This window comes from Vagococcus fluvialis bH819 (genome assembly GCF_900163795.1).
Classification (GTDB): Bacteria; Bacillota; Bacilli; order Lactobacillales; family Vagococcaceae; genus Vagococcus; species Vagococcus fluvialis_A.
The window spans coordinates 13288-36535 of the sequence record NZ_FWFD01000015.1; the positions used below are offsets into that span (position 1 = coordinate 13288).

General features: G+C 35.2%; 19 protein-coding genes. 12 read left to right on the top strand and 7 right to left on the bottom strand.

Features of this window, described 5'->3' with window-relative positions; genetic code table 11:
- Positions 1-262: 262 nt before the first annotated feature.
- Positions 263-1597 carry a C1 family peptidase gene (locus tag FM121_RS09625; protein WP_086951954.1) on the bottom strand — a complete coding sequence of 445 codons (1335 nt, stop codon included), beginning with the start codon at positions 1595-1597 and terminating at the stop codon, positions 263-265.
- A gap of 176 nt (positions 1598-1773) precedes the next feature.
- On the opposite strand from FM121_RS09625, the gene uvrB reads away from it, so the two are divergent.
- Together uvrB and uvrA are read left to right on the top strand one after the other, a co-directional pair.
- On the top strand, positions 1774-3768 hold the full coding sequence (gene uvrB, locus FM121_RS09630; protein ID WP_086951955.1) for an excinuclease ABC subunit UvrB: 1995 nt from the start codon (positions 1774-1776) through the stop codon (positions 3766-3768).
- 11 nt (positions 3769-3779) lie between these two features.
- Positions 3780-6608: an excinuclease ABC subunit UvrA gene (gene uvrA / locus FM121_RS09635; RefSeq protein ID WP_086951956.1), complete on the top strand. Its 2829-nt coding sequence runs from the start codon at positions 3780-3782 to the stop codon at positions 6606-6608.
- A 183-nt stretch (positions 6609-6791) separates the two neighbouring features.
- Here uvrA and FM121_RS09640 read toward each other — a convergent pair whose 3' ends face one another.
- From FM121_RS09640 to FM121_RS09650, 3 genes are read right to left on the bottom strand one after another with little or no spacing between them, the layout of a single operon-like run.
- Positions 6792-7526, bottom strand: coding sequence for a hypothetical protein (locus FM121_RS09640; protein WP_086951957.1), 735 nt, complete (start codon positions 7524-7526; stop codon positions 6792-6794).
- Positions 7527-7534: 8 nt separating this feature from the next.
- Positions 7535-8383 (bottom strand): ATP-binding cassette domain-containing protein, encoded by an 849-nt coding sequence (locus FM121_RS09645; RefSeq protein ID WP_086951958.1) that lies wholly within the window; start codon positions 8381-8383, stop codon positions 7535-7537.
- Positions 8380-8748, bottom strand: a complete 369-nt coding sequence (locus FM121_RS09650) for a GntR family transcriptional regulator (protein WP_086951959.1) — start codon at positions 8746-8748, stop codon at positions 8380-8382. The genes FM121_RS09645 and FM121_RS09650 overlap by 4 nt, the downstream gene beginning before the upstream one ends.
- Before the next feature lie 145 nt (positions 8749-8893).
- On the opposite strand from FM121_RS09650, the gene rapZ reads away from it, so the two are divergent.
- The 10 genes from rapZ to FM121_RS09705 all read left to right on the top strand — a co-directional run bounded on the left by rapZ (position 8894) and on the right by FM121_RS09705 (position 19836).
- Entirely contained in the window at positions 8894-9790 is an 897-nt protein-coding gene (gene rapZ, locus FM121_RS09655) for an RNase adapter RapZ (RefSeq protein WP_086951960.1), read from the top strand.
- A complete protein-coding gene (locus FM121_RS09660) occupies positions 9787-10779 on the top strand; it encodes a gluconeogenesis factor YvcK family protein (RefSeq protein WP_086951961.1) in 993 nt (330 codons plus the stop codon). Before rapZ ends, FM121_RS09660 begins: the two co-directional genes overlap by 4 nt.
- Positions 10780-10800: 21 nt before the next feature.
- Positions 10801-11721, top strand: a complete 921-nt coding sequence (gene whiA / locus FM121_RS09665) for a DNA-binding protein WhiA (RefSeq protein WP_086951962.1) — start codon at positions 10801-10803, stop codon at positions 11719-11721.
- 134 nt (positions 11722-11855) lie between these two features.
- Positions 11856-13655, top strand: coding sequence for a sigma-54-dependent Fis family transcriptional regulator (locus tag FM121_RS09670; protein ID WP_086951963.1), 1800 nt, complete (start codon positions 11856-11858; stop codon positions 13653-13655).
- A 196-nt stretch (positions 13656-13851) separates the two neighbouring features.
- Positions 13852-15189, top strand: a complete 1338-nt coding sequence (lpdA, locus tag FM121_RS09675; protein WP_086951964.1) for a dihydrolipoyl dehydrogenase — start codon at positions 13852-13854, stop codon at positions 15187-15189.
- Positions 15190-15202: 13 nt separating this feature from the next.
- A complete protein-coding gene (locus tag FM121_RS09680) occupies positions 15203-16168 on the top strand; it encodes a thiamine pyrophosphate-dependent dehydrogenase E1 component subunit alpha (protein ID WP_086951965.1) in 966 nt (321 codons plus the stop codon).
- Positions 16169-16197: 29 nt separating this feature from the next.
- On the top strand, positions 16198-17220 hold the full coding sequence (locus tag FM121_RS09685; protein ID WP_086951966.1) for an alpha-ketoacid dehydrogenase subunit beta: 1023 nt from the start codon (positions 16198-16200) through the stop codon (positions 17218-17220).
- A 17-nt stretch (positions 17221-17237) separates the two neighbouring features.
- Positions 17238-18434, top strand: a complete 1197-nt coding sequence (locus FM121_RS09690; protein ID WP_086951967.1) for a dihydrolipoamide acetyltransferase family protein — start codon at positions 17238-17240, stop codon at positions 18432-18434.
- Between the two features lie 28 nt (positions 18435-18462).
- Positions 18463-19239, top strand: coding sequence for an acetoin reductase (locus tag FM121_RS09695; protein ID WP_086951968.1), 777 nt, complete (start codon positions 18463-18465; stop codon positions 19237-19239).
- Between the two features lie 315 nt (positions 19240-19554).
- Positions 19555-19836, top strand: coding sequence for a hypothetical protein (locus tag FM121_RS09705; protein ID WP_086951970.1), 282 nt, complete (start codon positions 19555-19557; stop codon positions 19834-19836).
- Between the two features lie 48 nt (positions 19837-19884).
- Here FM121_RS09705 and FM121_RS09710 read toward each other — a convergent pair whose 3' ends face one another.
- The 3 genes from FM121_RS09710 to FM121_RS09720 are packed head-to-tail and all read right to left on the bottom strand — an operon-like array spanning position 19885 to position 23011.
- On the bottom strand, positions 19885-20658 hold the full coding sequence (locus tag FM121_RS09710) for a TPM domain-containing protein (protein ID WP_179203848.1): 774 nt from the start codon (positions 20656-20658) through the stop codon (positions 19885-19887).
- 56 nt (positions 20659-20714) lie between these two features.
- Complete coding sequence (locus FM121_RS09715) at positions 20715-21755, bottom strand: ATP-binding protein (RefSeq protein WP_086951972.1); 1041 nt, start codon at positions 21753-21755, stop codon at positions 20715-20717.
- 23 nt (positions 21756-21778) lie between these two features.
- A complete protein-coding gene (locus FM121_RS09720) occupies positions 21779-23011 on the bottom strand; it encodes an SPFH domain-containing protein (RefSeq protein WP_086951973.1) in 1233 nt (410 codons plus the stop codon).
- Positions 23012-23248: the final 237 nt, after the last annotated feature.

Below are 23248 nucleotides of genomic sequence, written 5' to 3' on the forward strand. Positions count from 1 at the left end.
TTCATCACGCTGTTTTAGTCGGGACTAAAAAATCAGCTCCTACGGTAACTTCAGTAACAGCAATCAAGCCTAAAAGCGTGGCTTGTTTACTATTCCTTCCAGTTACTTGGAGCTAAACGATTTTTTATTCACCTTGTTTTAGTCTGGATTCAAAAGGCAACTCCTACGACAACTTCAGAATTACTAATCAATCCCAACAACATGGATTGTTTAGTAGTTCTTCCAGTTGCTTGGAGCTAAACGCCTTTTTCATCACGCTGTTTTAAGCTAGTGCTCCCATGGGGTCCCAAGGTAGGAGTGTTGTGACTTGGTCTTTTTCGATGTCTTCTAATAGTTCTTTTGTTAAGAATTTTTTATTGATTACAATTTGGTAAGTGTATTCATCTAACCAAGCATCACTCATAACAAAGTAACCTTTGCTGCCTACTTTATCGCCCCAACTATTTTCGACCTTCCATTTAGCCGGTTTATCATTTATTAAATCCACACCAGTAATAACCATAGCGTGAGTCATTAAACTTTCACCATAATCCAAACGTTCTGCTTTTGTCATGCCAAAATCCACATCTAAAGTTTCTGCGACACTATAAACGTCAGTTGCCATAATACCTGAGTCACGTGTTGATGATTGACCGACATCACAGCCAAACCAAATAGCTTCTCCAGATTTCAATTGATTGATTGCTAAGTTTTTAAAGGTATCCATATCTACGTTTAAATGACGAACTTCTTTTCCACCAACCACATTGCCTAACATTTCAACGGTGTAAACTTGATTGTAAGGTTTATCTTTAGTTGGTGCATTGATAATACTCACATAATCAGATAAATCACGTCCGATAAATTCATCGTAAAATGATTGTGGTGTTAGATCTTGTTTTAAATGATAGTTTCCATCTGTATCTACATAAGAATAATCAAAGTGTTCTGGGGGTGTGCCCAAAGAAGTTGCTAATAAATTATAAACTTCTTGAAGCATGTTATTTTTAGCTATTGTAATTTCTTCTGTAGATGTATTTTCTGAAACTAATTTTCGTAAAGTAATAGCATCTTTTCTTAATTTTTTATTTAAGAAAGCATTTAAGTCACTACTTTTTGAGCTACTAAAGGTTTCTGGCATAATTGTTTTTGGAACAATTCCGTATTTTTGAATAATGGCAACTAGCATATCCCATTGACCACCATCTTGTTGTGGTGTTTGAAGTAAAAAAGCTACTTTACGGCTTGATAAATCTTCTGTTGCAGTAGTAAGAATATTTTCATAGAAATAGTTTGCCTTTTCAAATTTATCCCAGAAAAATGTATAGTTTTGAGATAACTCGAAATCTTTAATGTTAAAAGTATCTGTAATTTGGTGACGGAAGGTATTAAGTGCAGCAAACATCCAACAACGGCCACTTTGTTTTTGATTAGCTACTTTTCCAGTATCTATATCAATTGAAAAAACAGGATTATTTTTTATTACAGAAGATTGATTTTCTGATGAAGCTAAAATTCCGTTCTTTTTAACAGCTCTTTGGCTGATTAAATGGCTTGGATTAGCGTAGTAAGTTTCGTTTAATGCTTTAATTTGTTTCATTGAAATTTCTTTAGACATAAATGGAACATCCTTTCTTTTTTAACATATGTATGACTATTCATTTATTCTACTCTTTTAGTTCGTAAAAGGAAAATGATATGATTATTTTTTTGTTTTTAAAAGTTCCAATTGGCGAAAGTGTGTTCGGTATGGTAAAATAAAGCAATTAATAAACAGCCAAAGGAGTCAAGAAAATGATAGAAAGACGAACAGATTATACTTTCGATTTGGTGTCTAAATACGAACCTTCTGGAGATCAACCAGAAGCCATTAAAATGTTAGTAGATAATATAAATAAAAAAGAAAAAGCGCAAATTTTATTAGGTGTAACAGGTTCTGGTAAAACATTTACCATGTCTAATGTTATCAAAGAAGTTAATAAACCAACACTTATTATTGCTCATAATAAAACATTAGCAGGTCAACTGTATAGCGAATTCAAAGAATTTTTCCCTAATAATGCAGTCGAATATTTTGTTAGTTATTATGATTATTATCAACCAGAAGCGTATGTTCCTTCTAGTGACACATATATCGAAAAGGACTCTAGTGTGAATGATGAGATTGATAAATTACGACATTCAGCGACTAGCTCTTTACTTGAGAGAAATGATGTGATTGTAGTCGCTTCTGTTTCTTGTATCTATGGTTTGGGTGATCCTAAAGAGTATCAAGAGCAAGTTTTATCATTAAGAGTGGGAATGGAGATGGAACGTGATCAGCTTTTGAGAGCTCTAGTTGATATTCAATTTGATCGTAACGATATTGATTTCCAACGGGGACGTTTTAGAGTTCGTGGCGATGTAGTGGAAATTTTTCTTGCTTCAAGAGATGAACATGCTTTACGGGTCGAATTTTTTGGAGATGAAATTGACCGAATTCGTGAAGTGAATGCGTTAACAGGTGAAATAATGAAAGACACAGAGCATGTAGCCATTTTCCCAGCAAAACACTTTGTGACCAACGAAGAACAAATGGAGGAAGCCATTGCTAGAATTCAAATGGAACTTGATGTGAGATTAAAAGAATTAAAAGCCGATGAAAAATTAATCGAAGCTCAACGTTTAGAACAACGAACAAATTATGATATTGAGATGATGCGTGAAATGGGCTACTGTTCTGGGATTGAAAACTATTCCCGTCAAATGGAAGGCAGAAAAGAAGGGGAACCACCTTATACTTTAATTGATTTCTTCCCAGAAGATTCATTAATTATGGTAGATGAATCTCACGTAACGATGCCCCAAGTTCGAGGAATGTATAACGGGGACAGAGCTAGAAAGCAAATGTTAGTGGATTATGGTTTCAGATTACCAAGTGCTCTTGACAATCGACCGTTGCAATTATCTGAGTTTGAAGAGCATGTGGATCAAATCGTCTATGTTTCGGCAACTCCTGGTCCTTACGAAGCAGAGCAAACGGACATCGTGGCAGAACAAATTATTCGTCCGACAGGGTTACTAGATCCTGAAATTGAAGTAAGACCAATTATGGGACAAATTGATGATTTAGTTGGTGAAATCAATGAGCGGGTTGAGAAAAATGAACGTGTCTTCATTACGACTTTGACGAAAAAAATGTCAGAGGATTTAACAGATTACTTTAAAGAGTTAGGAATCAAAGTGAAGTATCTACATAGTGATATAAAAACATTAGAAAGAACTGAAATAATTCGAGATTTAAGATTGGGTGAATTTGATGTCTTGATTGGTATCAACCTTTTAAGAGAAGGAATTGATGTCCCAGAAGTTTCACTAGTGGCGATTCTTGATGCAGATAAGGAAGGTTTCTTAAGAAGTCAACGTTCCTTAGTGCAAATAATTGGTCGGGCAGCAAGAAATGAGAACGGAAAAGTAATCATGTATGCGAACAAAATGACGGATTCTATGAATTATGCGATTGAAGAAACAGGAAGAAGACGTGGTATTCAAGAGGCGTATAACACAGAGCATGGCATTACACCAAAAACAATAATTAAAGAAATTCGTGACTTGATTCGGATTTCTAAAACGAACGATGATGAAGAGGATGTTAGCTTAACAGAACAATATGAGAACTTAAATAAAGCTGAAAAATCAGAATTATTAGTAGAACTTGAAGCTCAAATGAAAGATGCAGCGAAATCATTAGACTTTGAAAAAGCAGCAACATTGAGAGATACGATTTTAGAATTAAAGGCACTTAAATAAGGAGGATGATCATGGCTAACGATAAAATAGTTATACGTGGTGCGCGCGCCCATAATTTGAAAAATATAGATGTAACAATTCCTAGAGATGAGTTAGTAGTTATTACGGGACTTTCAGGTTCTGGAAAAAGTTCTTTAGCATTTGATACGTTATACGCTGAGGGGCAAAGAAGATATGTAGAAAGTCTGTCAGCATACGCAAGACAATTCTTAGGTCAAATGGATAAACCAGATGTGGATAGTATTGATGGCTTGAGTCCAGCCATTTCAATTGACCAAAAAACAACGAGTAAAAATCCTCGTTCAACAGTAGGAACCGTGACAGAAATTAATGATTACTTGAGATTATTATACGCTCGTGTAGGGCATCCGATTTGTCCCAATGACGGCACGGAAATTAGCAGTCAGTCTCCAGAACAGATGACGGATCGAATTTTAGAACTTGAAGAGAGAACTAAAATTCAAGTTTTAGCACCTATTGTTCGAGGTAAAAAAGGACAACATAAAAAAGTCTTTGAAAAAATTAAAAAAGAAGGGTTTGTCCGTGTTAGAATTGACGGAGAAAGCTATGATATTGAAGAAGTTCCAGAACTAGAAAAGAATAAAAAGCATTCGATTGAAATTATTGTCGATCGTATTGTAGTAAAAGAAGGCGTTCGATCTCGTTTGTTTGATTCGTTTGAAATGGCATTACGATTGTCGGAAGGATATGCTCTCGTTGATGTTGCTGGACAAGAAGAGATGTTGTTCAGTGAACATTATGCCTGTCCTTATTGTGGTTTTACTGTTGGCGAAATCGAACCAAGGTTATTCTCATTTAATACGCCATTTGGAGCTTGTCCAGAGTGTGATGGTCTAAGTATTAAATTAGAAGTCGACCAAGACCTAGTTGTTCCAGATGGAAGTAAAACACTAAGAGAAGGGGCGATTGCTCCGTGGAATCCAATTAGTTCAAATTACTACCCACAAATGTTAGAACAAGCTTGCGAACAATTTGGAATTGATTTTGATACACCCTTTGAAAAGTTAGAAAGTGAGCAACAAGATATTTTATTAAAAGGATCAAAAGGGGATGAATTCCATTTCCACTATGAAAATGAATTCGGTGGCGTGAGAGATGTGGACATTCCCTTTGAAGGGATTTTAATTAATATTAAACGTCGTTATCATGAAACGAACAGTGACTATACAAGAGAACAAATGAAATTGTATATGACTGAGTTAACATGTGAAACATGTCATGGGTATCGTTTGAATAGAGAAGCGTTGTCTGTAAAAGTGGATGGTAATCATATTGGTCAAATTAGTAATCTGGCAGTCGGAGATAGTTTAGCTTATTTTGATGAGTTATCATTTGGTGAACAGGAACAAATGATAGCCAATCCTATTTTAAAAGAAATCAAAGATCGATTAAGTTTCTTGAAAAATGTTGGTTTAACTTACTTAACATTGAGCCGTTCAGCTGGAACACTTTCCGGTGGAGAAGCCCAAAGAATTCGATTAGCAACCCAAATTGGTTCTAATCTTTCTGGAGTACTCTATATCTTAGATGAACCTTCGATAGGTTTACATCAGCGAGACAATAATCGATTGATTGATTCCTTGAAAAAAATGCGTGATTTAGGAAACACTTTGATAGTAGTGGAACATGATGAAGATACGATGCGAGCAGCCGATTATTTGATTGATATTGGACCAGGAGCCGGTGAATTAGGCGGTCAAATTATTGCAGCAGGGACACCTAGTGAAGTTGAAAAGGATGAAAATTCTTTAACCGGTCAATACTTATCTGGCAAAAAACAAATTCCTGTTCCAACAACAAGAAGAGAAGGCAATGGTAAAGAAATTGTTGTTAAGGGAGCCGAAGCCAATAACTTGAAAAATCTAAATGTCTCATTCCCTCTTGGTAAATTTGTGGCAGTGACAGGTGTTTCAGGGTCAGGTAAGAGTACTTTAGTGAATGGTATCTTGAAAAAAGCTTTAGCTCAAAAGATTAATCGAAATTCAGAGAAACCAGGAAAGTATAAATCCATTACAGGTTATGAAGATATTGAAAAAATCATTGATATTGATCAAAGCCCAATTGGTAGAACACCTCGTAGTAATCCGGCAACTTATACCAGTGTTTTTGATGATATTCGTGATTTGTTCTCAAAAACCAATGAAGCTAAAATTCGTGGTTATAAAAAAGGACGTTTTAGTTTTAATGTAAAAGGTGGACGATGTGAATCATGTCGTGGTGATGGAATTATTAAAATAGAGATGCATTTTTTACCAGATGTCTATGTCCCTTGCGAGGTTTGTCATGGTCAACGGTACAATTCTGAGACATTAGAAGTGAAATACAAAGGAAAAAATATAGCAGAAATTTTAGAGATGACAGTAGAAGATGCTGTCACATTCTTTAAACCAATTCCAAAAATTCACCGCAAAATGCAGACGATTGTCGATGTTGGTTTAGGTTATGTTAAATTAGGTCAATCTGCGACAACTTTATCAGGTGGGGAAGCCCAACGGATGAAGCTAGCTAGTGAGCTTCATAAACGTTCATATGGTAAGAATTTCTACATTTTAGATGAACCAACAACAGGACTTCATACGGATGATATTAGTCGCTTGATTGGAGTTTTGACTCGTTTAGTAGATGCTGGTAATACAGTACTAGTGATTGAGCATAATCTAGATGTGATTAAAACGGCTGATTATATTATTGATTTAGGACCAGAAGGCGGCGATGGAGGCGGTACGATTGTAACGACAGGAACACCAGAAGAAGTCATGATGGTCGAAGAAAGTTTTACAGGTTATTACTTAAAAGAAGTTATGGAAAGATACAAATAAATGGTAGATGAAAAAGCGTTTAGCTCCGAGCAACTGGAGGAAATCATAAACAATCCACGGTTTTGGGATTGCTTATGATTTGTGAAGTTGTCGAAGGAGTTGCTTTTAAATCTCTGAATAATAAATGGTAGATGAAAAAGCGTTTAGATCCGAGCAACTGGAACTAAGCGCTTTTTGATAATTTTATCCATTAACTCGTTTAATCTCACGGTTGATATTCATTAAATAAGTGATGATAGAAAAAATGATAAAGAGAGTGATTAAAGTGATCATAAACGGTAACACTTCAACTTTTCCATTATTAAGTCCTAACATTTTTTGTAAGAATGAAAAAATATTGGCTCTAAAAGAGGGACTAACAATTTGAATGAGCATGCTAACTAAAATAGGGATGACAATAAGTAAACCGATGACAACAAGTTTTTTAACACCAGTCACACGGTCATTAAATGTTCCAGCAATTGTACCTAATGAGCTTGCTGCTAGAAGTAAAACAAATAAAAGTAAGAAACTAAGCATTACATTATTATCAGTGTAAAATTCAGTTAAAAAAAGCGTGAATTTAAAGTTTGTTGGTAAAACTTTATTTAATAAAAATGGAAACAACATCAAAGCAAAAGCAAAAACAGCTGATAAAACGGCATTTGAGATTAAAGAAGCTAAGTAAATATTAAGTCGCGACATACCATTTTGAATAAATAATTTAAAATCAGTACTGATTCCGATAAAAGCTAGTATCATCATGAAGACAATACCAGGGATAATTGCGTCAGATTTTACGACTTGATCAACACCTCCTGCCATAAAGATACCAACTAACGGTAAAATAACGGCGAAAAAGATAAAATAAGCAAAGAATATAGCGGCTGATTTCATTTGATATTTAAAGCGATAAGAGATTGCTGTAGATAGTTTCATAAGTAAACCTACTTTCTTTTAGTTAATTGAACGAAGTAATTTTGCAAATTAAGTGGAGAAACGGAAATATCATTTGAGAAATTATCAGGCAGTTGACCAGTGATATGAACACTAATGAAATCACCAAGTTCTTCCTGTCCAATAATGTTAGTATCTTTAATTGCAGCTAAAACACTTGTCTTAGGACCTGATAAAGTGAAAGAAGTTTCTAAAATCGTTGCAACGTCCTCAGCTACACTGACTTGTCCTTTATCAATGATAATGACGCTCTCTAACAGATTAGTAATTTCTTCAATTAAATGAGTAGAAATAATAAAGGTTCGTGGTCGTTCCTCGTAAGTCTCGATTAAAAACTCATAAAACAATTCTCTGTGAGCAGCATCTAAACCTAAAACAGGTTCATCTAAAAAGATGTAATCGCAAGGAGCACAAAGAGCAATAATTAATTTTGCAATACTACGGTAACCAGTGGATAACTTTTTAAAGGTTGATTTCTTACCAAGCTCAAATTCTAAACTCATTTTTTCAGCTAGATCCCAATCAAATGACCCATAAAATTGTTCAGATATTTTAAACATTTCTTTCACTTTCATTGTTGAAGGAAAGAGGTTATCTTCACTCATTAGATAAACTTGATTAAGAGTCACTTCATTGTCTAATAAAGTAACACCATCTAAAAGTACTTCGCCACTACTGGGAACACTGCGATTATTAATAATATTTAAAAGGGTACTTTTACCAGCACCATTTCGACCAAGTAAGCCGTAAATTTTGTTTGGCTCAATTGTAATAGTAATATTGTCTAAAGCTTTTTTCTCTTTATAATCTTTTGTGACATTTCTGATGTCTAAACTCATGATTGATACCCTCTTTCTAAAATTGTTTTAAGTTCGTCTAAACTAATATTTAATTTTTTTGCTTCTTCAATAATTTGATGAACGTCTTGGTTTAAGAATTCTTCCTTTTTCATTGTCATCACTTTCTCCTTCGCTCCTTGAAGAACAAACATCCCAATCCCACGTTTTTTCTCGATTAATTCTTGCTCAACTAAAATATTCATTCCTTTTAAAACTGTGGCTGGATTAATTTGATACACTTTTGAAATCTCTGTGGTAGAAGGGATTTGAGCACCTTCTTGATAAGCACCATTTAAGATACCTTCATTAATTTGATCAGCTACTTGTTGGAATAAAGGTTTGTCACCTGTGTAATTAAATTTCATGAAATCACCTCACTACTTATTTGGTTAGTTGGTTATGTAACTAACTATATATCCAGAGACATTAATTGTCAAATGATTTTTAAGACTATCTTATGACACGCCAGGTATGTTATAATTGATGAATTGAAAATAGGGAGTGAGATAAATGGAAGAAAAACAAATAGAAAGTCTTCAATTAGTTGTTATTACAGGAATGAGTGGTGCTGGTAAAACAGTCGCTATCCAAAGCTTCGAGGATATGGGCTTTTTCTGTATTGATAATTTACCTCCAAGTTTAATTCCTAAATTTTGGGAATTAATTAAAGAATCTGGAAAGATCACAAAAATCGCCTTAGTAATTGATCTAAGATCACGTGCCTTTTTCCAAGAAATCCAAAGTATGTTAATTGAAATTGAAAATACAAAATTAGTCGATACAAGTATTATGTTCTTAGATGCTTCAGATAAAGAATTAGTTTCTCGTTATAAAGAAACAAGAAGAACCCATCCTTTAGCTATGGACGGATTAGTGACAGAAGGAATTGCTAAAGAGCGCTCTTTACTTAGTGAATTAAAAGCGGAAGCTCAATTAGTGATTGATACAACTAAATTAGCACCTCGTGAGTTAAGAGAGCGCATCATGGCGAATTTTAAATCTCAAGACACGTCTACTTTTAGAGTGGAGATGGTTTCTTTTGGATTTAAATATGGTTTACCTATTGATGCTGATATTGTTATGGATGTTCGCTTTTTACCAAACCCTCACTATGTGGATGAATTACGTCCAATGTGTGGTAAAGATAAACCAGTTTATGATTACGTGATGGCATCAGAAATGACAGAAGATTTCTATCAAAAATATGAAGAATTAATTTTAAGTATTTTACCTGGTTACAAAAAAGAAGGTAAAATGAGTTTAACCATTGCGATTGGTTGTACAGGTGGTCAACACCGTTCAGTTGCTTTAACTGAACGTTTAGGTCACCGTATTGAACAAGATTATAAGACAAATATCACCCACCGAGATATTTCAAAAAGAAAAGAAACGGTTAATCGTTCATGAAAACTTACCGAATTAGAAGACCTAAGATCGTCGTTATCGGTGGCGGAACTGGTTTACCAGTTATCTTGAAAGGTCTTCGTTATCAAAGCGCGGATATTACAGCAGTTGTTACTGTAGCAGATGATGGAGGAAGCAGTGGCGCTTTAAGAGAAAGTGTTAATATGAGTCCTCCTGGGGACTTGCGTAATGTGTTAGTGTCATTATCTGATATGCCTCAAATGTATGAAAAAATCTTTCAATACCGTTTTAAACAAGAAGATGACTTTTTAGCAAATCATACGATAGGTAATTTAATTATCGCTGCTCTTTCTGAAATGAAAGAAAGCACTTATGATGCGATCCAATTATTGACAAAATTCATGCATGTAGATGGTCATATTTATCCTGCTTCTGAAAAATCTTTAACATTGCATGCAAAATTTGAAGATGGAACAGAAGTAGTTGGGGAATCAAAAATTGCTGAAGATCGTAAAAAAATTGATTATGTTTATGTAAAAAATACGATGGACGAAGAGACACCAAAAGCAGCTCGTAAGGTTGTAACAGCAATTAAAGAAGCAGATATGATTGTTCTTGGACCCGGTAGTCTTTATACCAGTATTTTGCCAAACCTAATGATAGGTGATTTAGGTCAAGCAATAGTTGACTCAGAGGCAGAAGTTGTTTATATATGTAATATTATGACGCAAAAAGGTGAAACTGAGCATTTTTCAGATGCGGATCATATTCGCGTGCTTCATAAACATTTGGGCGCTAAATTTATAAGTACAGTTCTTGTAAATACAGAGCCAATTCCAGAAGGTTACATGGATTTTGATGTATATGATGAATACCTCGTTCAAGTACGTCATAATTTTCAAGGCTTAAGAGATGAAGAGTGTCGTGTAATCTCAGCAGACTTCTTAGAACTAAAAGATGGTGGGGTTTTCCATGATGGGAATAAAGTAGTGGAAGAGCTGTTTCGTCTAGTTTTAGGTACTAAATATTAAATAGTAAGGGAGTGAGTCAGGATGTCTTTTGCATCGGATGTAAAAAAAGAACTGACCACATTGGAAGTTCATAAAGAGCACGCTAAAGCTGAATTAGCTGCTTTGATAAGAATGAATGGAGCGGTTACACTAGTGAATCGTCAGTTTGTTCTAAATGTGCAGACTGAAAATGCGGCAATCGCCAGAAGAATTTATACCTTACTAAAAGATCATTATCAAGTAAATAGTGAATTATTAGTTAGAAGAAAAATGAAATTAAAAAAAAATAATGTTTATATTGTTAGACTGAAGCAAGGAACTCAAGATGTCCTAACTGACCTAGAAATTATGGATGGTTTTATGTTTAGAACACGAGTCTCCTCTTCTATTATGGGAAACGAACAAAAAATGCGTTCCTATCTACGCGGTGCGTTTTTAGCAGGTGGTTCAGTAAATAATCCTGAAACAAGCCGTTACCATTTAGAAATTTATTCAATGTATGAGGATCAATGCAATGATCTTTGTGAAATGTTGAAATTTTATGATTTTAATGGTCGAGTGTTGGACAGAAGAAATGGTTATATTGTCTATCTTAAAGGGGCAGAAGAAATTGCTGATTTTTTAATTTTAGTAGGAGCAACTAACGCTATGCTAAAATTTGAGGACGTTCGAATCGTTCGAGATTTGAGAAACTCAGTTAACCGTTTAATAAATTGTGAGAATGCCAATATGAATAAAACAGCAGACGCGGCAAAGAGACAAATTGAAAATATCCGTCTAATCGAAGATCGTGTTGGGTTAGATAGCCTTCCAGAGAGGTTAAAAGAAGTTGCAGAGATTCGTTTAGAAAATCCAGAGATTAGCTTGAAAGAGCTAGGAGAGATGTTACCTTCTGGAGCAATTACCAAATCCGGAATTAATCATCGAATTAGAAAAATTAACGAATTTGCAGAGAAATTATAAATCTGCTAATGATAGTCTGAGCCTACCCTTACCTAAACTAGGTAAAGGTAGGTTATTTTGATGTGACTTTTAATCTTCCATGTTATTAAAATTTGTGAAAAAATGCTATACTATTTCTAACTAAGGAAGGGCGAGTGAAGCTATTGAATACTAAAGATTTATGGCAGACTTACGTTCAATCAAATGAAGTTAATCAAAAATTACTACCAGAATATATTATTGATTCATGGAAATATTGTACAGAACACTCAGTTAATCCATTCTCAAGACAAGGGGTTGAAAAAATATCTGATGTTGAATTAGCGCTACAAATGAAAGAAATGACCTTTTTAATTCAAACAGTAAAAAGTGAAATTAATCGGTTAAATGAGTTTTTTTATATAAAAAAACCACTTTTTATTTTAACAGATAAAAAAGGAACTATTTTATGGCGAGAGGGCCATTCAGAAACACGTCATTTAGCGAACGATATTGAATTTTCAGAAGGAAGTATTTGGACTGAAAAAGCTGTAGGAACCAATGCGATTGGTATTTCTCTTAGAACACTTCAAAGTGTGACAGTTGAAAAATTCCAACATTTTTCTGAAGCATCACATCCATTTACGTGTAGTTCAACACCTATTTTTAATGGAAATAATGAGGTTATTGCTTGTTTAAATGTTTCTACAATGGAGCAGACGAAAGAGGCAAACTATACCTTATTTGCCCTTAAAATGATTGCTAAAAATGTCCAACAAAGAGTGATTGAACAAGAGATAAAAGAAACAAAAGAATTACTACTAGGTGTTTTGGAAGAGCCATTCAGTCAAGCTTTACTGGTTGGATTAGACGGGAAAATTCTATCTGTATCAGAAGACTATCAAAGCAGATACGAAGACAATCAAGGTGAGATGATTACTGATTTAATGAAAAAGGGAAAAGCACCCTTTCAAAAACAAAAATTATACCAAAATAAAGAATTGGTGGGATATTGTTATAGGTTAGAAAAAGGACAAGCAGAACCTTCTTTTGTAAGTTTTGGCATTACGTCAAAAAATCAAGATTATCAACAATTTTTAAATCAACTATCTCAAGCAGCTAAATCAGAACTACCAATCCACATTTATGGTGAGACTGGTAGTGGGAAAGAGGTTTCAGCAAAAACGATTCACTACAATAGTAGTCGGCAATTTGGTAAACTTGTTTCTGTTAACTGTGGCGCATTGAGTGAAAATTTACTAGAAAGTGAGTTGTTTGGATATGTCTCAGGAGCGTTTACAGGGGCTAATTCATCTGGTTATCAAGGTAAGATTGAGCAAGCTGAACAAGGAACCCTCTTTTTAGATGAAATTGATAGCATGTCTAAGCGCATGCAAGTAGCATTACTTCGTGCTTTAGAAGAAAAAAAAGTAACACCTGTTGGAAGTGATAAAGAAATTTCTGTTGATTTTAGATTAGTCACAGCAAGTAATCAAGATTTAAAGGCACTAGTCAAACAAGGCGAATTCAGAGAAGATTTATTCTATCGATTATATGTGCTGCCATTAAATTTACCTTCTCTTAGAGAAAGACAAGAGGACTTTGAAACATTAGTAGATGCTTTTTGTGAGAATAAACAATGGCAACCAACTTGGCAAAGAAAAATCAGTCAAATTGCTAGAGAATATGAATGGCAAGGAAATATACGTGAGTTTCAAAACTTTTTAGAACGCTTAGCGTTGTATTTTCCTAAAAAAGAACCGACATATGAAGAAGTAGTAGACTTAATTTCAATCGGTTCAATTAAAATATCACCTAAATTGGATAATGATTTAGATGAACGATCAGAAATTATTCACACACTTCAAGCAACTAACTATCATCTCACACAAACAGCTGAAAGATTAAATATGGCACGAAGTACTTTATATCGTAAAATAGATAAGTACCAGATAGATGTCACAAAAAAGTTATAAATAACTAGTTCTAATAGTAAAAGTCATTAAACACTGAAATTTTGTGTTTAATGACTTTTTTTGTTGCGACATTGCCGCATCATTTTTGTCTGATCGATCATTTATTAAAACAAAAAAGTTTTATTTAAAGCGTTTTCTAAGTTGGCATGATATTTGCTTTAAGTAAAGTGTAGTGAAAAATAAGGAAGGTGATGTCATGAAAAAGTACAATCTGATTGTAATCGGAGCTGGTCCTGGAGGCTATGTGGCAGCTGTTGAAGCAGCTCGTCTTGGTCAAAAAGTAGCTGTGATTGAAAAGGAAAAAATCGGAGGTACTTGTTTGAATGTTGGTTGTATTCCATCAAAAGCTTATTTGAAACATGCAAGCTGGGTAGATGAAATGGAAGAAGCCAATCGTTTTGGGTTAAAAAATACCTTGACTGACATTGATTATTCGAAATTAGTCGATCGAAAAAATGGTGTGGTTAACCAATTGCAACAAGGGATTCATTATCTGTTTAATCAAAACAAGATTGATTACTATGAAGGAGAAGCAGAACTAAGAACATCACATGAAGTTGTTGTAAATCAAGACTTACTTGAAAGTGATTACGTCTTATTAGCAACAGGAAGTAAGCCTTTTGTCCCACCTATTAATGGGATTGAACAAGCAGATTATTTAACAACAGATACATTCTTTGATTTAAAAGAATTACCAGAAGAGCTAGTAATTATTGGTGGTGGTGTAATTGGTATTGAGTTAGCTTTTGCTATGGCGCCACTGGGAACGAAAGTAACAATAGTCGAAGTTGCTCCTAGTATTTTAATGACTGAGGACAAAGAAGCGACTCAAATTATTAAGAACCAATTGAAAAAAATGAAAGTTGAAGTCATTGAAGGGGCGAATATTAAACAAGTCACTCAAAAAAATGTCGAGCTGACTGAGCAAATACTTTCCTTCGATCAATTACTTGTAGTAACAGGTCGTAAAGGTAACTTAGAAATTGGCGACAATTTAAATTTAGAAAAAACTGACAATCATAAATTTATTAAAATAAACCGTCATTATCAAACTTCTGTAGAAAACGTTTATGCAGTGGGAGATATTGTAGATGGATTTATGTTAGCTCATGCAGCGAGCAAAGAAGGCATTAAGGCTGTGCGCCATATGTTTGGTGAAAAAGAAGCCCCACTTAAAAATGAACAAGTTCCAAGATGTGTTTATACGCATCCTGAGATTGCTAGTTTTGGCTTAAGTGAAGCAGAAGCAGAAGAAAAAGGATACGATATTTTAGTTTCAAAAACCTCTTATTCAGCCAATGGTCGTGCTATTGCTGGAAATGAAACCACAGGCTTTATCAAGATTATTGCGGATAAAAAATACCATGAAATTTTAGGTGGTGTGATTGTTGGAAGCAATGCAACAGAGATGATCCATACGCTCTTAGCCATCAAAGAATCAGAAGGCCGATTAGAAGAAATTGAAAAAATGACATTTGCTCACCCAACCCTTTCAGAAATGATCGGTGAACTTGGGAGCCAAATGATTTTCTAAGGAGGAAATAACAATGGAAAAAATGACAAAACAACAAGCAGAGTGGATTTATAAAAACATGAACGACATTAGAAATTTTGAAGATGAAGTGCATCGTATTTTTACAACAGGTGAAATTCCAGGGTTTGTCCATTTATACGCTGGAGAAGAAGCAGTTGCAACGGGTGTCTGTGCTCACTTAACAGATAAAGATTACATTACAAGTACTCACCGTGGTCATGGTCACTGTATCGCTAAAGGCTGTGATTTAAATGGTATGATGGCTGAAATTTTCGGCAAAGAAACTGGACTTTGTAAAGGTAAGGGCGGTTCAATGCATATCGCTGATATTGATAAAGGAATGCTAGGTGCTAACGGTATGGTTGGTGGAGGTTTCCCAATCGCAGTTGGAGCAGGGCTTCGTAATAAATATTTAAAAACAGATGACGTAGCGATTTGTTTCTTTGGTGATGGCGCATCGAATGAAGGAACTTTCCATGAAAGCATCAACATGGCAGCAATTTGGGATTTACCAGTTGTCTTTGTTTGTGAAAACAACGCCTTTGGTGAAGCGTCTGCAGTTGAGTATGCTTCTGGTTCAAAAACAATTGCTGAAAGAAGTGTGGCGTACGGAATCCCAGGCGTTCGTGTGGATGGTAAAGATTTAGTTGCAGTATATGAAGCAGCAGGTGAAGCGATTGATCGTGCTCGTAGTGGTCAAGGACCAACAATTTTAGAGTGTGTCACGTATCGTAATTATGGACATTTTGAAGGAGACGAACAAAAATATAAATCAAAAGAAGGTAAAGAAAAAGAGTTTGCTGACATTGATAATATTCCAGTCTTTAAAGAAGTGGCCATTAAAAATAAATGGCTAACAGAAAAAATAGCTACTGACATTGAAAAACAATCTGAACAAGATGTTGAAACAGCTGTACTCTTTGCAAGAGAAAGTGATGTCCCTAATCCAGAATGTCTTTATGAAGATGTATCAATTTAATCGAAAAACCAAGATGAGGAGTGACTAAAATGAGTAGAAGAATAACATTTATGCAAGCAGTTAATGAAGGTTTAGATATGGCTATGGACAAGGATGACCGTGTCATTTTGTTAGGAGAAGACTTAGCAGGAGGAACAGGTATTGAGCATCTTAACGGAGAAGGTGCTTTTGGTGGTGTGTTTGGTGTTACTAAAGGTTTAGTAGAAAAACACGGTTATGAACGTGTCATCGATACACCGATTTCTGAAATGGGTTATATGGGAGCAGCAGTTGGTGCGGCAGCGACAGGTTTACGCCCAGTTCCAGAATTAATGTTTAATGACTTTTTAGGTTTCTGTTTTGATACCTTATTAGCGCAAGGTTCTAAAATGCGTTATATGTTTGGTGGAAAAGCAACGATTCCAATGACTGTAAGAACATGTCACGGAGCGGGAGCTTCAGCGGCAGCACAACATTCAGGTTCTTATTACGGCATGTTTGGTTCTATTCCTGGATTAAAAGTAGTGGTACCTTCTAATCCTTATGATGCTAAAGGCTTGTTATTAGCAGCGATTGAGGACGATAACATTGTTATTTTCTCTGAGGATAAGACTCTTTATGGGCTTAAAGATGAAGTACCAGAAGAATATTATAAAGTAGAAATTGGTAAAGCGAAAGTTAAACGTGAAGGTAAAGATTTAACGATTGTGACCATTGGAAAGATGCTTTATGTGGCTCTAGAAGTAGCCGAAGAATTAGAAAAATCAGGAATTTCAGTAGAAGTTATCGACTTGATTACAGTGGCACCGTGGGATCAAGAAACAGTTCTTAATTCCGTTAAAAAAACAGGTCGCTTAATCGTGATTGATGAAGCCAATCCTCATAATAATACAGCAACAGATATTGCTTCTGTAGTAGGGGACAAAGCGTTTGATTATTTAGATGGACCAATCAAATGTATTTGTGCTCCAAATACACCAGTTCCATTTGCAAGTAATTTAGAAGCACTTTATTTACCAAGTAAAGATAAAGTCTTAGAACAAGCGAAAGAATTAATTGAGGATTTAAAATAAAAGGGTAGGTGAGAAAAATGGCAGAAGCATTATTAATGCCCACACTAGGTTTAACCATGACAGAAGGTACTGTCGATCAATGGTACAAAGAAGTGGGAGATACAATCACAAAAGGTGAAGCAGTCGTATCTATTAGTTCAGAAAAATTAACTCATGATGTGGAATCACCAGCAGACGGTGTGTTATTAGCAATTACTGTAGACAATGGTGGCGAGATGATTTGTCAAGGTATCATTGGCTACGTGGGAGCAGAAGGTGAAGACGTTCCAAGTGGTGAAGCCCCTGTTATAGAAGAAGTCGAAGTTTCGGAGACAGTTGAAACAGCACCAGTGAAACAAGAGGCACCAGTAGTAAAAAGAAATGCTGGCGAAAGAATTTTTGCAACTCCTTTAGCTAGAAAAATGGCAGAAGAAAAAGGGTATGCCTTAGAAGATATCGTAGGAACAGGTGGAAATAACCGAATTACAAAAAGAGATGTAGAAAGACACATTCCACACGTTAAAAATGGTGCAGTAGCTCAAACGATTGGTGAAGGTTTAGAAGGCATGCGTAAAGTCATCGCTCAAAGAATGCACAATAGCTTGCATCAAACAGCTCAATTAACTCTACATAGAAAAGCCAATATTACTAACCTACTTGCGTTTAGAAAAGAATTGAAAGTTAAAGCTGGTCCTAATTTAAGCCGTAGTGCCTTGAGTATTAATACATTATTAATCAAGGCGGTTAGTTTGGCACTTAAAGATTTACCAGAAATGAATGCGTCATATGACGGTTCTGAATATTTGAAACATGAAGATGTTCATATGGGAATTGCTGTTGCTGTGGATGACGGGCTAGTGGTTCCAGTTATTAAGCAAGTTGATACAAAATCTCTTAGTCAAATTGGCGAAAAATTTGTAGAAGTCACTTCACAAGCTATTGATGGCACATTACCGGGAGATTTATATAGTGGTTCAACATTCACTATTACAAACTTAGGTAGTGCAGGAGTTGAGTACTTTACACCGATTTTAAACACACCAGAGATTGGTATTTTAGGTGTTGGAAATACTACATCTAAACTGGTTTTCAATGAAGACAAAGAAATTGAAGAAATCGAAGAGTTACCTTTAAGTTTAACTTTCGATCACCAAGTTGTAGATGGATCACCAGCAGCAGAATTCTTAGGAAGAATTGTGTATTATCTAGAAAATCCTTATCTGCTTGTTGTTTAAATAAATTATATATATTGGAGATGCTAACATGTCAAAAGTCGCAGTCGTTACAGGATCAGCAGGTGGATTAGGTTTAGGAATTGCCGAACGCTTAGTCAGAGATGGATTCAAAGTCGTTTTACACGATATTAATGAGGAAAATCTAAACAAAACAGTGACCACTTTGAAAAATCAAGGAATGGATGTTTTTGGGGTTGTGGGAGATGTATCAAATCAGGCGGATCAAGAAAGCTTAGTTGAAAAGGCTGTTGAAAAATATGGTCATTTGGATGTCTTAATCAACAATGCCGGAATTGATGCCGTCACACCTATTCTAGAAATTACAGAAGAGGAGTTAAACCGAGTATTCCAAATTAATGTTAATGGCGTTGTGTTTGGTACGCAAGCAGCAGCCAAACAATTTATTAAACAAGGAACAAAAGGGAAAGTGATTAACGCATGTAGTATTGCAGGTCATGAATCTTTTGAAATGTTAGGCACTTACTCAGCGTCAAAACATGCTGTTCGCTCATTTACGCATTCAGCCGCAAAAGAATTGGCACAACATCAAGTTACAGTGAATGCATACTGTCCAGGTATTGCTAAGACCAAAATGTGGGATCATATTGATGAAGAGATGGTTCGACACAGTAATGGCAAATTACAACCAGGTGAGGCTTTTGAGCAATATTCAGCAGGTATTGCTTTAGGTCGTTACCAATTACCAGAAGATGTGGGTAACCTTGTGTCATTCTTGGCATCAAGCGACTCTGATTATATAACAGGTCAAGCTATCTTAACCGATGGTGGATTAGTTTATCGTTAAAAAATAATATACTTTTAAATCATAAAAAAGAGTGATGAAAACGGCGTTTAACTCCAAGCAACTGGAGGAATTATTAAACAGTCCGTGCACTTGGGACTTTTTAATAATTGTGAAGTTGCCGAAGGAGTTGCCGTTTGAATCCCAACTAAAAAAAGGTGATGAAAACGGCGTTGCTGTTGTAATTGCCACGAAAAAGGATTTCTTGCTAAAGTTACTTAGTGAGAAGTTCTTTTTTGTATGCAAAATTTCAATAATGTTTAGTATGGTATAATCAAATAAATAAAAAAATCACAAATGGCTAGAAAGAGGGTTACTATGATTTTATCAATTGTTATCATGTTGCTAGGATTATATTGTTTATTATTAGCACCTAGATATTATCCGATGATTGGTTACCGTGGGGCTTTATATTATATGAAAAAGCAGGACTCGTGGAAAATTACCAATCAGATTTTTGGTTTATACTTATTTGTGTCAGGACTAGTTTACTTTATTAATGGGAATTTAAAGTTACTCATTATTTTAGTAATTATTTCGATAATGACGACTGATTTGATCTCAATGCTAATTTTAAAAAGAAAACAAAAAAACAGATGACAACTAGTTGTAAAATCAACCTAGTATCGTCTGTTTTTCATTTAAGGGTTAAAAACTTCCGCCACCGCCACCATGACTGGTACCACCACCACTCATATGAGTGGATGAACCACCACCAAAGTCATCATTATTATTTGAAGGTTTTGGAATGTGTCGAGTTGTCACAAAATCAGCTACTTTAACCGCATCAGCTTGAGTGATATCCACAGTACTCATTGCACTATATGGATAATTATAACTAGAACGTTTTAATTTGTACTTTGAATGAATACTGAAGTAAAAAACAATACTCACAGCAATACCACTGACTACAGCTATAATAATTTTAAGTGGAGATACGTACTTTTGTTTATCTACTTCACCCGTTTCTTTATTATAAATATAACCATTAGGCGTTCCTTCCTGTAAATAAGACGTGGTTGTCTCGAAGAAGGTGTTTACAGCACCTAAGTTATCGTTATTGCTTAAATCCTCTTCAATACTTTCCTTTAAGCGTTGCATTCGTTTGTTACTAATAACTGCAATCGTATTTCCAGTAGTTGAGACATGGTATTTACGAGTTCCCATATCGATTAGAAAAAGCATACCGTCATGAGTATCACCCACGCCAAAGCCACCTTGTTCGTAGAAATTATCAGCAAATTCTTCTGGTGTTTTATCATTCGTTGAATTAGTTGTCACAATGACTATTTCTGATTTGTATTGCTCTTTGATTTCTTTAATTTTCTTTTCAAAGGTTTGGATATCTTCATTAGTAAAGAGTTTGGCTTCATCGTATACATTTTGACTAGCCGCTTCAGTATTTATCCCAAAAATTGGCAAAATAAAGAATAAACCTAACATAATAAATGAGAGTAGGTACCTACTTTTTTTAATGTTTAAAATAATAAATACCCCCCTAATAAGACGATTCCACTAACAACCGCACCGATCATTGCAGATGTCCCTATTAATTTTGTTTTGTTAACTGGTAAGATACCACTTGTTTTACCTGAGACACCGTTCATTGCAAAGTAGTAAGGCTCCTCACTATCGTGACCTTTGTATGTCACAATCCAAAGTGGTAGTAAGTAATATTGATTGGATTGATTGAGTAATTGTGTTTGGCACCTAGAGCTATCAATCATGCCATAACCAGAGATATCATTAACTAATAATTTTTCAGTGTACTGATCTAGTTCTTGGTTAACAGCATCTTTAATTTCATTGAATTCTAAATCTCTTTTTTCAGCTTGGAATCCAGACAAGAAACGGGAATCGAATGCTTGGCAATCATCTACATTAAATGGTTGGACAGATTCAATCATATTTTGTTTCACATTTTTAGAAAGAGCAGTTTTTAGTAAGGATTTAAACGTAACATTTCCTTTTCTTCTAATGTCGTATCGCCTTGTTCTCGTGTACTCTGTTTCATCAATGCGCCAGACATCGATTTTAGTTCCTTTGGCTTTGACATCGCCAAAAAGTTCAGCATCCACATTCCAATAAGGGAAGTAGACACCTGTCATTTTTTCAATTTGTTTTTTGCTGAAAAAATCACGAGGGATAAATTTCTTTTTATTTGCCCATTGTAAGAATTTTTCTTTGGCTTCTTTTTCAGAAACTTTAAAAGGTAGAATTGCATTGGGTAAAAATTCACCAGAAACCCTGTCTTTTAAGACAACAGGGTTATGGCAGTAATAACAATAAGTTGCAGCGGTGGTTTCTTCGGTTACCACTTCAGCACCGCAGCTTGGACAAGCATATAGATTAAAGGTTTCTTTCGCTAGTTCTTCAACCTGAGAAGGTTCAGTATTTTCTTTAATGTCTGTGTCTTTAAAAACACTTAGACAGTATTCGCAATGAAAAGACTGTGACTCTGGATCAAAGAGTAGAGGTCCATCACAATTTGGACACTTATGTGAAACAACATCACTCATTTTGTTAGCCTACTTTCATTGATTTATAAAGGCATTCCTTGGAACGGTTGTCCACACTCAGGACAGAATTTTGGCATTTGGCCTGAAACAGTAATCACTTCATGACAGTTTGAACATTTCATTTGAATACCGCCACCAGATGCGACTGGTTTTGATCCGCCGCATTCAGAACAGAATTTACCTGTGTTTTCTGTTTGATCACTTGGACAAGTCCATGTGTCAGCAGCTTGTTGTGTTTGTTGAGCGGCTTGTTGTTGTTCCATTTGTTGTTGGTTGGTTTGAGAAGCTTGAGAGAAATAGTTTCCAGTTGCCCCCATGCCAGCTTGCATGCCCATGAATCCAGCCATGCTACCGTTAGCATTAGAGCCTGCATCTTTCATTCCTTCAGCAATTGATCCTTGAACGAATCCCTCACGAATCCCAGCATCACCCAACATGGCACCTTTGTTACGCATGTTGATTAATTCTTTAGAGTCGTCCGTATAAGAAATACTAGAAACTCCTACAGAAACAACCTCCATACCACGTAAGGTTTGCCATTGTTCATCTAAAACAGAAGACATGTATTGGCTTAATTCCATACTTTTTGAGGGAATGAAGCTAATTCTCTCACCAGCAACAGACATTTGATTGATCGATGTTTGTAGGGCTGTTAAAAATTCAGATAAAAACTGATCATTGATTTCATTAATTTCTACGTGGTCTTGATTTTTAGGTAAAACGTTAGAGTAGAAAAGAATCGGATCTACAACCTTAACTGAGTAAGTTCCGTGTGTTCTTAAAAATAGCTCAGCATTATAAAAGTTATCAAAGTAGTTAATTGGACTTGGTGTACCGAATTTAATGCCTCTGATTTCTTGTAAATTGATATAAATAACTTTTTGTTTTTGTGGTGTCATACCACCAAATTTGAAACGATCAAAAGATTCTGCAATAGCATTTTTTAAATCACCATTAAACATTGATGGTGCTGACTGATTATTAACCGTGTAATAACCTTCTTCAGCTGTATAATCAATGATTTTTCCGCCATCAACTAGAAGCATCATGGTATTAGGATAGACATGAACAACAGAACCGTCAGTAATCACATCAGAGGTTCCTTTTTTATTGCCTTGGCGTTTTTCGTTTTTACGAACAAGAACACCTATCGTCATGACTGTTGAATCGCTTAAATCTGCTGGTTCAATAACCTCTAACCATTGGTCGGAAAATCCGCCGCCGATTGAACTTGCTGCTGCTTTAATTAAACCCATAATATCGCTCCTTAGTAGTTATAGAATGTATTAATTTTACCATATATAAGTTTGAGAGGGCAATCAGTCGAAAGGCGGATTGTCTTAATTTAAAAGACAAAAAAGCTAGAAAATCAGATTGGCTGACTTTCTAGCTTTTAGTATGTTGTTTTAGACTAGATTCAAAAGGCAGCTCCTGCGGCAACTTCGTAAATACTAATCAATTCGAAAAGCGTGAATTGTTTAGTATTCACTCCA

Coding starts and splice junctions, on each gene's coding strand:
- whiA (WP_086951962.1), top strand. CDS start 10,801: ATGTCTTTTGCATCGGATGTAAAAAAAGAACTGACCACATTGGAAGTT.
- FM121_RS09695 (WP_086951968.1), top strand. CDS start 18,463: ATGTCAAAAGTCGCAGTCGTTACAGGATCAGCAGGTGGATTAGGTTTA.
- FM121_RS09660 (WP_086951961.1), top strand. CDS start 9,787: ATGAAAACTTACCGAATTAGAAGACCTAAGATCGTCGTTATCGGTGGC.
- FM121_RS09720 (WP_086951973.1), bottom strand. CDS start 23,011: ATGGGTTTAATTAAAGCAGCAGCAAGTTCAATCGGCGGCGGATTTTCC.
- FM121_RS09705 (WP_086951970.1), top strand. CDS start 19,555: ATGATTTTATCAATTGTTATCATGTTGCTAGGATTATATTGTTTATTA.
- FM121_RS09625 (WP_086951954.1), bottom strand. CDS start 1,597: ATGTCTAAAGAAATTTCAATGAAACAAATTAAAGCATTAAACGAAACT.
- lpdA (WP_086951964.1), top strand. CDS start 13,852: ATGAAAAAGTACAATCTGATTGTAATCGGAGCTGGTCCTGGAGGCTAT.
- FM121_RS09645 (WP_086951958.1), bottom strand. CDS start 8,383: ATGAGTTTAGACATCAGAAATGTCACAAAAGATTATAAAGAGAAAAAA.
- FM121_RS09690 (WP_086951967.1), top strand. CDS start 17,238: ATGGCAGAAGCATTATTAATGCCCACACTAGGTTTAACCATGACAGAA.
- FM121_RS09715 (WP_086951972.1), bottom strand. CDS start 21,755: ATGAGTGATGTTGTTTCACATAAGTGTCCAAATTGTGATGGACCTCTA.
- rapZ (WP_086951960.1), top strand. CDS start 8,894: ATGGAAGAAAAACAAATAGAAAGTCTTCAATTAGTTGTTATTACAGGA.
- FM121_RS09685 (WP_086951966.1), top strand. CDS start 16,198: ATGAGTAGAAGAATAACATTTATGCAAGCAGTTAATGAAGGTTTAGAT.
- uvrA (WP_086951956.1), top strand. CDS start 3,780: ATGGCTAACGATAAAATAGTTATACGTGGTGCGCGCGCCCATAATTTG.
- FM121_RS09650 (WP_086951959.1), bottom strand. CDS start 8,748: ATGAAATTTAATTACACAGGTGACAAACCTTTATTCCAACAAGTAGCT.
- uvrB (WP_086951955.1), top strand. CDS start 1,774: ATGATAGAAAGACGAACAGATTATACTTTCGATTTGGTGTCTAAATAC.
- FM121_RS09680 (WP_086951965.1), top strand. CDS start 15,203: ATGGAAAAAATGACAAAACAACAAGCAGAGTGGATTTATAAAAACATG.
- FM121_RS09640 (WP_086951957.1), bottom strand. CDS start 7,526: ATGAAACTATCTACAGCAATCTCTTATCGCTTTAAATATCAAATGAAA.